Here is a 780-nt window from a genome sequence, read left to right as displayed (position 1 = left end):
GAGCGCGGCGATCTCCTCCATCGACACCGCCATCGGGCTGGTCTCCACCACCCGGGCGAACCTCGGTGCGCTGCAGAACCGCTTCGAGCACACCATCAACAACCTCAACGTCGCCGTCGAGAACCTGACCGCGTCGGAGAGCCGCATCCGCGACACCGACATGGCCCAGGAGATGACGGCGTTCACCCGCTCGCAGATCCTGACCCAGGCCGGCACCGCGATGCTGGCCCAGGCGAACCAGGCCCCGCAGGGCATCCTGCGCCTGCTCGGCTGATCCACCGCACCACCTCGGCACCACCCGGTGAGGGGGGAGGCGCACCGCCTCCCCCCTCACTGCTGCCCGGAGCGGATTCTCCTCGGATTTCTCACGACTCGGGTTGAGAAGGCACCGCCGCCGCCGTAACTGCAAGTGCACCACCCGCAGCACGGATGCAGCGGATCACCTGCAAGACCCCGTCCAAGGAGGATTCCCATGGGTCTCAGCGTCAACAACAACATCGCGGCGATGAACTCGTACCGCAACCTGTCGATCACCGACAGCCAGATGGGGAAGTCGCTGGAGAAGCTCTCCTCCGGTTTCCGCATCAACCGCGCCGCCGACGACGCGGCCGGCCTGGCCATCTCCGAGGGCCTGCGCTCGCAGATCGGTGGTCTCAAGGTCGCCGTCCGCAACACCCAGGACGGCATCTCGGTCGTGCAGACCGCTGAGGGTGCGCTCACCGAGACGCACTCGATCCTGCAGCGCATGCGCGACCTGTCGGTGCAGGCCTCCAACGACGG

General features: G+C 67.3%; 2 protein-coding genes. Both read left to right on the top strand.

From position 1 onward, the window contains the following. Positions 1–274, top strand: a 274-nt coding sequence (locus tag ACI781_RS19110; RefSeq protein WP_456567714.1) for a flagellin, incomplete at its 5' end; no start/stop codon positions are given. 198 nt (positions 275–472) lie between these two features. Then, a partial coding sequence (locus ACI781_RS19105; protein WP_456567713.1) for a flagellin N-terminal helical domain-containing protein occupies positions 473–780 on the top strand: 308 nt, incomplete at its 3' end.

This window comes from Blastococcus sp. SYSU D00695, assembly GCF_054050555.1.
The sequence above is the reverse complement of the archived record's forward strand: the minus strand, read 5'-3'. Positions and strand labels throughout refer to the sequence as shown.